General features: G+C 58.2%; 12 protein-coding genes, 1 tRNA gene and 1 other annotated feature. Of the genes, 4 read left to right on the top strand and 9 right to left on the bottom strand.

Going from position 1 to position 10,441, the window contains the following annotated elements:
- The 7 genes from L972_RS03245 to L972_RS03215 form a co-directional block, all read right to left on the bottom strand.
- A partial coding sequence (locus L972_RS03245; protein ID WP_047435454.1) for a MerR family transcriptional regulator occupies window positions 1-443 on the bottom strand: 443 nt, incomplete at its 3' end.
- A 69-nt stretch (window positions 444-512) separates the two neighbouring features.
- Entirely contained in the window at window positions 513-1,460 is a 948-nt protein-coding gene (locus tag L972_RS03240) for a YbgA family protein (protein ID WP_005338692.1), read from the bottom strand.
- A gap of 180 nt (window positions 1,461-1,640) precedes the next feature.
- Window positions 1,641-2,282, bottom strand: a complete 642-nt coding sequence (locus L972_RS03235; RefSeq protein WP_042080712.1) for an autotransporter — start codon at window positions 2,280-2,282, stop codon at window positions 1,641-1,643.
- Between the two features lie 189 nt (window positions 2,283-2,471).
- On the bottom strand, window positions 2,472-3,044 hold the full coding sequence (locus tag L972_RS03230) for a DUF3157 family protein (protein WP_043819074.1): 573 nt from the start codon (window positions 3,042-3,044) through the stop codon (window positions 2,472-2,474).
- A 106-nt stretch (window positions 3,045-3,150) separates the two neighbouring features.
- On the bottom strand, window positions 3,151-3,987 hold the full coding sequence (locus L972_RS03225; protein ID WP_019445107.1) for a hypothetical protein: 837 nt from the start codon (window positions 3,985-3,987) through the stop codon (window positions 3,151-3,153).
- 79 nt (window positions 3,988-4,066) lie between these two features.
- Window positions 4,067-4,345, bottom strand: coding sequence for a DUF6482 family protein (locus tag L972_RS03220; protein ID WP_005338699.1), 279 nt, complete (start codon window positions 4,343-4,345; stop codon window positions 4,067-4,069).
- An 18-nt stretch (window positions 4,346-4,363) separates the two neighbouring features.
- Window positions 4,364-4,975: an HAD family hydrolase gene (locus L972_RS03215; protein ID WP_040068548.1), complete on the bottom strand. Its 612-nt coding sequence runs from the start codon at window positions 4,973-4,975 to the stop codon at window positions 4,364-4,366.
- A gap of 170 nt (window positions 4,976-5,145) precedes the next feature.
- Window positions 5,146-5,267 (top strand) — a sequence feature (Phe leader region).
- A gap of 38 nt (window positions 5,268-5,305) precedes the next feature.
- Here L972_RS03215 and pheA point away from each other — a divergent pair.
- The gene (pheA, locus tag L972_RS03210; RefSeq protein WP_005343631.1) at window positions 5,306-6,478 is read left to right on the top strand and encodes a prephenate dehydratase; all 1,173 of its coding nucleotides are present in this window, start codon (window positions 5,306-5,308) and stop codon (window positions 6,476-6,478) included.
- Between the two features lie 77 nt (window positions 6,479-6,555).
- Here pheA and L972_RS03205 read toward each other — a convergent pair whose 3' ends face one another.
- Window positions 6,556-6,981: an LPP20 family lipoprotein gene (locus tag L972_RS03205; protein ID WP_005338717.1), complete on the bottom strand. Its 426-nt coding sequence runs from the start codon at window positions 6,979-6,981 to the stop codon at window positions 6,556-6,558.
- A gap of 10 nt (window positions 6,982-6,991) precedes the next feature.
- Entirely contained in the window at window positions 6,992-7,612 is a 621-nt protein-coding gene (locus tag L972_RS03200; protein WP_005338718.1) for a FlgO family outer membrane protein, read from the bottom strand.
- Between the two features lie 206 nt (window positions 7,613-7,818).
- On the opposite strand from L972_RS03200, the gene L972_RS03195 reads away from it, so the two are divergent.
- The 3 genes from L972_RS03195 (at window position 7,819) to L972_RS03185 (ending at window position 10,286) form a co-directional block, all read left to right on the top strand.
- Window positions 7,819-8,973, top strand: coding sequence for a flagellar assembly protein FlgT (locus L972_RS03195; RefSeq protein WP_019446850.1), 1,155 nt, complete (start codon window positions 7,819-7,821; stop codon window positions 8,971-8,973).
- A gap of 50 nt (window positions 8,974-9,023) precedes the next feature.
- Window positions 9,024-9,100: transfer RNA gene (locus L972_RS03190), tRNA-Arg, on the top strand.
- 235 nt (window positions 9,101-9,335) lie between these two features.
- The gene (locus L972_RS03185) at window positions 9,336-10,286 is read left to right on the top strand and encodes a DUF932 domain-containing protein (protein ID WP_047435441.1); all 951 of its coding nucleotides are present in this window, start codon (window positions 9,336-9,338) and stop codon (window positions 10,284-10,286) included.
- Window positions 10,287-10,441: the final 155 nt, after the last annotated feature.

Raw genomic sequence — 10,441 nt, 5'->3', positions numbered from 1 at the left:
TCGCGCCACAGCCCCAGCAGCCGCTCCACCAGCGGTTGCAGTACCCGGCTGCGCATCAGTTCGAACGGGTAGCTCGCCAGCAGATCGTTGAGCTCGGCCTCCGCCTTGCGCTGGTTGAAGGCGAGCAGCGCCTGACTGAACTGCTCCAGAGTCTGCTGCCAGTGATCGCTCACCGGCGCGGAATGGGGTTCGCTCAAGAGCCCCTTCACCTGCCCGATACTCACTCCCCGCTCCAGCCAGCTCAGGATCTCGCCGATCTGGCGGATATCCTGCTCGCTGTAGAGGCGGTGGCCCTTTTCGGTGCGGGCCGGTTGCACCAGACCGTAGCGGCGCTGCCAGGCACGCAGGGTCACGGCGTTGACGCCGGTGAGCCGGGAGACCTCGCGAATGGGGTAGATCCCCTCATCAGCGAGAGGAGCAACTTCTTGCGATAAATCAGACATGACAACGTCCATCAAACAGAGGGGTAAAGCCCCCCGGCGCAAACCATGCGCCGGGGCAACAGAACGGATTCAGAGCCCGTAACGCAATTTCAGCGTATCGGGGTGTGGATTGAGATATACCTGCTCGGCGAGATAGGGATTGGGGTACTCGCGCAGGTAGTGGCGGATCAGGGTGAGCGGCACCAGCAAGGGGAATATGCCGGTGCGGTACTTGTCGATAGTATCGGCAAGCTCCTGCTTCTGGGCCGGGGTCAGCACCCGCTTGAAGTAGCCCTGCAGGTGCATCAGCACATTGGTGTGGCTGCGGCGGTTGGCTCGCAGAGTCAGCGCCGTCATCAATCCCTTGATGTAGTTGTCAGCCACCTCCTGCAAATTGGTGGACTTGCCCAGATTGCCGAGCAGCTTGCCGAGGATGCGGTAGTGGGTGGTGGCATGGGAGAGCACCAGATACTTGTAGCGGGAGTGGAAGCGGATCAGCGCAGAGGCAGTGATACCACGCGCACAGAGCTGCTGCCAGTCATGGTAGGCGAAGACCCGCAGCACGAAGTTCTCCCGCAGGATGGGGTCGCACAGGCGGCCATCCTCTTCCACCGGCAACAGGGGGTTGGCCTCCATCAACGCCTTGGCAAACAGGCCAATCCCCTCCTTGGCGCTCCCCTCGTTATTGGCGCCATAGACCTTGACCCGCTCCATGCCACAGCTGGGGGATTTGGCACAGAGGATGTAGCCGGAGATAAAGTCGAGCTGACGGGCTTTCTGCTCGCTAAAGGCAATCAGCTTTTCGGTGACATCGAAGCTACCGTTGCTCGCCTCGGCGCGGATCTCGCCGTTGCGCTTGACCAGCCGGATGGCGGCACGGGGCGCCCCGAGACCGATAGCCATCTCGGGACAGACGGGGTGGTAGTCAAAGTGAGCGCCAAGATCCCGTTCACAGAAGCTGGAGCGCTTGTGGCCCCCATCGAAACGTACCTCTTGTCCCAGCAGGCAGGCACTGATACCGACTTTAATCTTGTACATGATGACGCTCCTTGTATAAGCATTGATTCAGTTATAGCAGTTATACAAAAAAATGAAAGTTGTATAAGTATTTGCGACTGATACGACACAAGGAGAAAAAAGGGATCACTGGAAAACGAAAAAACCCATGGCGAACGCCATGGGTAAAAAACAAGACACTACGGACTACTGGAAGGAGGATTAGAAGCTGTACTTCACACCCAGGCTGGAGATGGAACCTTTTTGCAGATCCCAGTTGCGATAGGTGTAATCAGCAGTCAGCGCCCAGTTCTGGTTGAGCTTGTAGGCACCGCCCACCTTGAAGTCGTGCATATCGTCGGTCATGTTGGCGTAGCGATAAGCGGTGGAGAGCTCGACATTGCCGATGTCGTAGCGCAGACCCACTTCACCGTACATGCTGCCGCTATCTTTGCGAGCAACAGCATCCCACCCTTTGTTAGCGATATCGCTGGCAAGTTCACGCTCCAGCATGTAGCCGGTCACACCGGTTTCACCGTAGAGGTTCAGACCCGTGCTCAGCGGAGTAAAGACACCGACACCAATGCTGGAGATCGACATGCTGTCGTTGCCGTTGCTGCGAGAGGTGTATTCAGTGCTGCCGCGACCATAGAAATTGGAGCCGAAGCTCTTGGAGAGATCCAGGCTCAGACCGCCAAAATCACGGGTTCCTTTGCTGTCATTGCTGAAGGTACCGCTGAGATAGTCGGATTTGGTGTGCGCCCAGGTGGCGGAACCCTTGGCGTAGCTGAAGGCATCCTGCGCCATGACGGAAGTAGAGGCAAACCCGGCCAGAACCAGAAGAGAGACAGTTGCTTTTTTCATGATGATAACTCCATGTGATTGGGCCCGTTGCTAGCGAGCTGGTATGGAGTCATTGTGCGATCAGGTTCCCGGCTTGCCGAGCTGCAAGCTGTTGCAGAACCATGTCAGATGTAAGCAGATATTGCAGGGGGTGTCAGCGGCAACAAGTTGCCGGCCCAAGCGGTTTGCATGGGCCGGAACAACGCCAAATCAGCGGAAGACTACCTCGTCAATTTCGACCCTCACCAGCGGCTGACCAGTCAATCCGGCAGGACGGGGGATCTCGAGGGCCAGTGACGGACGTGCTTGCCCCTTGCGCAGATAGGTTTCCGGCAGGCGATTCTCGGCAACCCAGAAGCGGGCCTCTTGACGGCTCAGCTGCACCCCGTCAGCACTGAACAGGGTCACCATGCCACGCACCCCGACTACATTGCGGGTACCGGTATTGCTCACCATAAAGGTCAGCGCCAGCGGGTCAGAGCCCTCGATCTTGTCGAGCTTGACCACCACACCGTCACGCGCCATCTGGGCAAGCAGTTCCGGATTGGCCTTGGCCTGATCGGTCAGCACAGGAGCAGCGACGGCCACCACGGCCCCAGCCTTCCCATCAGCAGCCACGCCCTGTACGGACTCGGCCGGTTTGACCACCAGATACTCCCAGGTGAAGTCGTCGTTGAGCTGAACCTGCCGACCATCGGGCAGCGTCACCTGAGAAAGAGGGGCAGCCTGCGCCAGTACGGGGGAGAGGCACAGGGCAATCAGCAGACGGGAGAAGGGTTTCATAGGGCGAAGCTCGGTAACGGGTGAAAGGGCGACAGTATAAACAGTCCCGTCGCCCCTTGCCTATGACAGCACTCACGTTCTGGCACCCGCATCGCTTGCCCGCAGGCTAGATGGCGAGATCGTGTCGCTCTTTCTGTGCCATATCCAAGGTCACCAGATCGAACTTGCTCCCCTTGAGGGCGGACAAAATATCCGATTGCATATCAAAGGCCTGCGCACGCTGATGCTCGGGCAGACGCACCCGGGCCAGGGTGGTGGAGCAGTCGCACAGGGTATGGAAAAAGACCTGTGCCTCGTCCAGCCCCATGTCGGCCAGCATCTGCTCTGCCTGATCCACCATTCGCAGATAACGCTGCTCAAGCTGCCGTGGATTGGTGAAGCGATTGCTGAGGCAACCGTTGCTCCCCTTGCCCCAACGACCGAGCTGACGCTTGTTGAAGCCGTAACGATAATCGCGGCGCATCAATCCGTTGTCGGCAAAAAACCAGATTGAGTTGGCAGGCAGAGACCCGAACTGGGCAAGATAATCATCACGCTCCTCCACCGCTGCCGGAACCAGCAACGGCAGATGAGCCCATTCCGGACGAGTCTGCACATACTCACCAATGCGGCGAACCGGGTCGATCAGCCCTTCAATATTTGGCAGGCGATCGCAAAAGACGATCTCGTCACTCTTGATGACCCAGTGATCGATGCCATAACGCTGGCAATAACGGCGGGCACGGGCCACTTCGCTGCGACTGCGGGTCGGATTATCGAGGGTAATTGCGTGGATTTTCACACCGGCAGCGCGGCACAGTTCGATGCTGTAGCAGGATTCCAACCGTCCCGAAAAAGAGACAACCAGCTCGTCAAAACTTGCCAGTCGCTCAATCAGCAGCTGTTCCCTGGCTTGAAAAGAGTGATCATATCCCTGATTCAGTACAACTACATTGGCACCCATTAAACAGCTCCGGATGATGAACAGGTGCAGTATTGTGCGGCAAACAAACTGAATAGACCCTTAAAGAGTCTGGTTAAAATTAAAACTTGATGATTATTTCCTGTGATTCTGCTGCTAAATCTTCATTTTGGGCGTCATAAATTCGCAATCTTGCTTGGTGAACCCGATGGGCTCGCAAGAAACCCTGCGCCTGATCCAGCGAGGTGAAGGTCAGGCGCCCTCCCTCACTGTCGGTCAGGCAGAGGCACTCCCCTTCTGCCTCAACACAGAGCTGATAACCGCTGCCATCCTTGCAGGCGATGATCAGGGTCGCCTCGGGATAGTGACTGAGCCAATTGCGAAACCGGCCATGCTCCATAGTGCTCCTAAAGGGGCATCACCCCCTGCCGGTGGCGGGCAAACAGCCCAGCTCACCCAGTTGCTGACGACAACTCGCCGCGTCGGTAAAGACGATCCCCCTGATACCGAGGGCCTCGGCGGCCGCAATGTTGGCGGGACTGTCATCGATGAAGAGACACTCTGCCGGTTTCAGATCGAACGACACCAGCAGATAGCGGTAGATATCCGGCTCCGGCTTCATCATCCGCACCCGCGCCGAGACCACCTTGCCGCTGAAGAAGCGCCAGAAATCCTGATGCTGCTCCAACCAGTCGATGCTGGCATGACCCATGTTGGAGAGGGCATACAGGGTGTGCCCCGCCCCGTGCAGCTCGGCTATCAGGGTTAGCATAGCGGGATCTGGCAGCAGGGAGGCGGGAACTGCCTGTAAAATGGCCAGATTCTGTGCCGCCGAGAGGCCTGTGCGCGCTTGCGCTTCCCGGGCCATGGTATGGAGCGACATGGTGCCTCTGTCCACCTCCAGCCAATCCGGGTGGTTAAAGAGCTGCTCGGCCAACTGTTCGGCCCCTTGCGGACCACGCACGGAACGCACTATGCCTACCGGATCCCAGCTCACCACCACCCGTCCCAGATCGAAAATAATCGCCATCGTCTTTACCTCCCCCACTGGGTTTCAGTCATCAAAACAGAGTCAATAGAACATCGCTTATACGCCATTTTCTTAACCGGATACCCTGCCCCCATCCCTGCCCGCGGGCAAGTTTTACTTGCATCAGACCGGCAAATCCCTTAATGGTTATGACGTTACTTCAAGGACACACCTATGCACGCACCATTCTTCTTTGCTTTCTCGTTTATCCGGCCCGCTTGAGGGAAGGCCTGTCGTCGTGTGAACAGAAAGCAAAGACGAATCGAGCCTCCCCTAGCGGAGGCTTTTTTTTGCATTAATATCAATCGATTACTTGGATAGGGAACAATCATGGCAACGCTCGACGAGATCAGACAAGACATCACCCGGTTGGATCAGGAGCTGCTTGCCCTGCTGGCGAAACGCAAGACACTCAGCATCGAGGTCGCCCGTGCCAAGCAAGCCAACCCGCGCCCCATCCGTGACCACCAGCGGGAGCAGGAGCTGCTGGTCGCCCTGATCCAGAAAGGGCGTGTGCTGGGGCTGGACGCCCAGTACATCACCCGCATCTATCACACCATCATCGAAGACTCTGTGCTCTCCCAGCAGGCCTATCTGCAGAGCCTGCTCAACCCGGAGCAGCAGGAGCCGATGACCAGCGTCGCCTATCTGGGGCCACGCGGTTCTTACTCCAGCCTGGCCGCCCGCAAGTATCTGGCGCGCTACAAGGATCAGGTGATCGAGGTGAACTGCCAGAACTTCCGCGAAGTGCTGGATGCGGTGGAGTCGGGTCGCGCCGCCTTTGGCGTGCTGCCCATCGAAAACACCAGCTCGGGCTCCATCAACGAAGTCTATGACGTGATGCAGCACACCAGCCTCTCCATCGTCGGCGAGCTCACCTACCCCATCGAGCACTGCATCCTCACCGCCGTACCGACCGAGCTGAGTCGCATCAAAACCTTCTATGCCCACCCGCAGGTGTTCCAGCAGTGCTCCCACTATCTGAGCAAGCTGGAAGGAGCCCGTCACGAGATCTGCGACTCCTCCTCCAGTGCCATGATGAAGGTGAAAGAACTGGCCAGCCCGGAGGCCGCCGCCATCGGCAGCGCCGCCGGTGGTGAACTGTATGGCTTGGACGTGCTGGCCGAGCAGCTCGCCAACCAGAAAGAGAACTACAGCCGCTTCATCGTGGTGGCGCGCAAGCCCATCGACGTGGCGCCGCAGATCCCGGCCAAGACCACCCTCATCATGTCCACCTCCCAGAAGCCGGGTTCGCTGGTCGAGGCGCTGCTGGTACTGCGCAGCCACGAGATCAACATGACCAAGCTGGAGTCCCGTCCGGTGCAGGGCAACCCGTGGGAAGAGATGTTCTATCTGGATGTCTCCGCCAACCTGCAGACCCCGGCGATGCAGGCCGCACTGGTGGAGCTGACCAAGATCACCCGCTATATCAAGGTGCTTGGCTGCTACCCGAGCGAGGATGTGAAACCCACCGCAGTGCCGCCGGTGCTGATGGGAAGCTAAACAGCCCAAAATGACAAAAGGCGAGCACCCTGCTCGCCTTTTGTTTTGATGCCGGTTTTCACGGCAAGCCCATCAACTCAGAACTGACCCGCCATCAACTGATTGATGTTATAGAGGGCACGGGTATCGAGCTCCATCTCGGTGGCATAGGTGTTGCCGCGCGGATAAGAGGCAACCACCCGGGCACCACGCACCACACCGGCGACCGACACATCGAGCGAGTTGGAGGTCTGGGTCAAGTCACGATAGCTGCTCTGGCCGCGGACCTGCTGACCATTGAGCTGCTCGGCCAGCTCGCGATAGGCATCCATCTTTGAAGCGCGAATGGCTTGCAGCATCTTCTCCGACTGGGAGGGGCCAGGCTGGATGTCGATCACCGCATAGCCCACCGCCTTGAGCACAGGAAAATCATCGGGCTTGCCACCCTGGGTGTAATCCACCACCCGGTTACCGCTGCAACCGGTGAGCAAGAGTGCCAACAGGCAACCAAACAGGATCTTCATGACTCGCTCCTCACGGGGTCAGGTTGACCAGATGACCGCCCGGCCGGGCCTGACTGTCACGCATCAGATAACCGCGATTGATCGATGCCCGACCAAACGAGTTGTTGGCACCGAACAGATATTTTTGCGGGATCAGGCTCTGGGCCGTGGTCTCCACCATCTTGGTGCGCATGTCGATAACGCGGGCGTTGACCAGGATCCCCTTGCTGTTGCGGCTGAAGGTGCCGACCAGAATGCGGGAGATCGGCAAACGGGAAGAGAGCTCCTTGTAGTTGCGGCTCAGCACGAAGTCCCCCTGCGGGGTCACCTTGATGCTACCGGTCAGCTTGAAGTCCACCACCACCTCGCCGCGACGGTTGAGCTCGTAGATAAAGCTCTCCTCAATCTGCTGCCCCATCCAGTTGGTATCCTGCAGGGTATCAAGATCGACGAAAGAGGCCACCGCGATGGGTTCGGTCAGGGTGGTCAGCGATTTGCGCTCCATCAGCTGATCGGTCATGCGCGCCACCAGCCAGTTGAGCTCCATCCCCTGCGCCGCCTGGCGGGGGTCACCCTGATCCCGATTGATAGGGTCGGAGCCACACCCGGTCAATGCCAGGGCAAGCGCCAACGCCGTGATGAGTTTGTTCATGGATACCTTTCCTGTATCTGCACCTGACTTATTATCGGACGCGCCGGACAAAGCTTGAGCCGGGAATGAGGCATGATTCTTGCTTTTTAATGGACATCGTCAGCGCCAACGTGCGCTGCCACTTGGAACGTGTTGTGATCCATGTCGGCCAGCAGATGCCATTTCCTCAAAATGGCTCGGCTGCCCGCGAACTCAAGGTATCTGCTATGAAATTACCGCTGCTGTTGACCCTGCTGCTGGCCAGCCTGAGCGCCCGAGCCGAGCTTATCGAAGCGCAGGGCAGCGCCGCCATTCTGGGGGGCGATGAGGTCTATGCCCGCGAGCAGGCGACCCGCGACGCCCTGCGTCAGGCGCTGCTGGCCAGCGGCGCGGCCGTTTCCAGCGTCCAGCGTCTGGAAAATGGCAGCCTGCGATCCGAGCAGATCCAGATCCGCTCCGGCGGCGACATTCGCCAGTACCGGCTCAAGCGGGAAGAGGTGCGCAACGGCCGCATGTATATCACGCTAGTAGCCGACATTCAGGCCGAGCGCCAGATCTGCCAGACCCAGCACTTCGCCAAGGATTTGACACTGGTGCGGCTGCGGATGCGCTATCCGGACCAAGCGAGCTACGGCGCCATGGACGACATGCCGGAAAACCTATCGCGACGACTGTTCGAGACTCTCGCCAACGCGCCGCAAGGGGTCGCTGTGCGCCAGTGGCTGGATGAAAACCTGCGCATCGACCCGCTTCACCTGCAACAGGGGGATCGCAGTGCCCTCGAGGAGATCAAGGCGCTCAGCCTGCGTACCGACAGCCAGTATCTGGTCCTCGGCAGCATCGACGATCTCTCCATCGAGCCGCAGGGCAACCAGCTGACCAGCTGGTATGAGGATCCCGTACGCAACTTTCGCATGCAGCTCTACCTGTTCGATGGCATCAACGGCAGTCTGGTCAACCGAAAGGTCTACGAAGGGCGCGCCACCTGGACCTTTGGCAAACGGGAGCAAGTGGGCAGCAGCAGCGGCCAGTTCTGGCAGTCAAGTTATGGCCAGGAGGTCAACTACCAGTTGCAACAGGCGGCTCAGGATCTGGTAGCTCAGCTCACCTGCGCCCCGGTCACTGCAAGAGTAGTCGGCCAGAACGAACGCGGCCCCTACATCAATCTGGGACGGCGCAATGGTGTCAAGCTTGGCGATCAGTTCCGCATCCAGCACAACGCCGACTTCATCGACCCCTACGGCAAGTCGCGCATGATGCGCAACCCGGCCGACGGCCTGTTCGAAGTAGTGCAGGTATTTGACGATGGCGCCATCATCAGTAGCCAGAACAAATATTCGCCGTTTAACATTCAGAATGGGGATTTGGCAGTATTGGAATAAGAATCAAGGGTTTAAAAGGGAGTTGCTTCTTGTATAATGCCCGCCACACAGCTCCCGTAGCTCAGCAGGATAGAGCGGTCCCCTCCTAAGGGACAGGCCACTGGTTCGACTCCAGTCGGGAGCGCCATATAAAACAAGGGGTTAGCATCTTCATGGTGCTAACCCCTTAGTCGTTTTTGGCCCCGTACCCCTCTCCGTACCCCTCCAATGCAGTTCATTGCACAACACCATCATGCTATAACGCCATCCTTAAAAATGAGAATTTAATGGTAAATACATCCTATTCAATAAACTTTCAAACCTATATCACCCCCATGAGTTAGCAGGCTGAATGTCTGCATTTCACTATTCCTGGAGGAGATATGGCTCACATGATCGACACCATGGCCTACACCGGCCAAACCCCTTGGCATGGCCTTGGCAATGTCTTGCCCCCGCAACAATCCCTCGATATCTGGCTACAGGCAGCCGGGATGGATTGGACCATCGAGCAGAGCGACGTGATGTTTAACGTCGCCTCCGATGCGCTGCATATTCGCCCCTACAGCGACAGCAAGGTACTTTATCGCTCCGATACCCTCGCCCCCCTGTCGGTGGTCTCAAGCCGTTACAACGTGGTACAGCCTCACGAGGTGCTGCACTTCTACCAAGACCTGGTGGAAGCTGGTGGCTTTGAGCTGGAGACCGCGGGCTCGCTTAAAGGCGGCCGCAAGCTGTGGGCACTGGCCAAGACCGGCCAGGATCTAAAACTCAAAGGCAATGACTTGGTAAAGTCCTATCTGCTGTTGGCAACCAGCTGCGATGGCACGCTCTGCACCACAGCGCAGTTCACTTCTCTACGTGTGGTATGCAACAACACCCTGCAGATGGCACTGCGCGGCGCTACCGGTGCCATCAAGGTGCCCCACTCCACTCAGTTCGATGCGGCGACCGTCAAAGAGTCGCTTGGGCTCGGGCTCTCCCATTGGGATGAGTTCAAAGTCCAGAGCAAGGCACTGGCACAGCGGCCCGTGGCCCCTGAAGAGGCGCTGCGCTTTTTCAGCGATCTGTTGGCGCAACCTCTCGATGAGGAGAACATCATTCTCACCAAGCCGGTACAACGGCTGCATGAGCTCTATCAAGGCGCAGGCATGGGCTCAGAACTTGCCAGCTCCCGCAATACAGCCTGGGGGCTGGTCAATGCGGTAACGGAATACGTGGATCACCACCGCCGTGCCCGCAGCCAAGATCACCGGCTTGATTCCGCTTGGTTCGGTCAGGGTGCCCAACTCAAATCCCAAGCCTTGAATCAGGCACTCACTCTGCTGCAGTAATTACGCTTCCCCATTCAAACCGCATAACGACCTCACCCGGACTGGCGCAAGCCAATCCGGGCGTCGCCATTTATGCCGTCAACAAGGAATAGTCATGAAAGCAAAAGCCAAGTATGGCCAAGCCCTGCGGCTGGCCTCTACTACCCAGTTAACCC

Origin of the sequence: Aeromonas sp. ZOR0001 (genome assembly GCF_000801015.1) — a bacterium.
In the GTDB taxonomy this organism is placed as follows: domain Bacteria; phylum Pseudomonadota; class Gammaproteobacteria; order Enterobacterales; family Aeromonadaceae; genus Aeromonas; species Aeromonas veronii.
Note: the sequence above shows the minus strand (reverse complement) of the source record. Positions and strands in the feature narration are given on the sequence as shown.

What these genes read in the sequence shown, in the direction of transcription:
- L972_RS03235 (WP_042080712.1), bottom strand. Translation starts at nt 2,282, where the DNA reads ATGAAAAAAGCAACTGTCTCTCTTCTGGTTCTGGCCGGGTTTGCCTCT.
- L972_RS03230 (WP_043819074.1), bottom strand. Translation starts at nt 3,044, where the DNA reads ATGAAACCCTTCTCCCGTCTGCTGATTGCCCTGTGCCTCTCCCCCGTA.
- L972_RS03225 (WP_019445107.1), bottom strand. Translation starts at nt 3,987, where the DNA reads ATGGGTGCCAATGTAGTTGTACTGAATCAGGGATATGATCACTCTTTT.
- L972_RS03185 (WP_047435441.1), top strand. Translation starts at nt 9,336, where the DNA reads ATGGCTCACATGATCGACACCATGGCCTACACCGGCCAAACCCCTTGG.
- L972_RS03215 (WP_040068548.1), bottom strand. Translation starts at nt 4,975, where the DNA reads ATGGCGATTATTTTCGATCTGGGACGGGTGGTGGTGAGCTGGGATCCG.
- L972_RS03205 (WP_005338717.1), bottom strand. Translation starts at nt 6,981, where the DNA reads ATGAAGATCCTGTTTGGTTGCCTGTTGGCACTCTTGCTCACCGGTTGC.
- L972_RS03195 (WP_019446850.1), top strand. Translation starts at nt 7,819, where the DNA reads ATGAAATTACCGCTGCTGTTGACCCTGCTGCTGGCCAGCCTGAGCGCC.
- L972_RS03200 (WP_005338718.1), bottom strand. Translation starts at nt 7,612, where the DNA reads ATGAACAAACTCATCACGGCGTTGGCGCTTGCCCTGGCATTGACCGGG.
- L972_RS03240 (WP_005338692.1), bottom strand. Translation starts at nt 1,460, where the DNA reads ATGTACAAGATTAAAGTCGGTATCAGTGCCTGCCTGCTGGGACAAGAG.
- pheA (WP_005343631.1), top strand. Translation starts at nt 5,306, where the DNA reads ATGGCAACGCTCGACGAGATCAGACAAGACATCACCCGGTTGGATCAG.
- L972_RS03220 (WP_005338699.1), bottom strand. Translation starts at nt 4,345, where the DNA reads ATGGAGCATGGCCGGTTTCGCAATTGGCTCAGTCACTATCCCGAGGCG.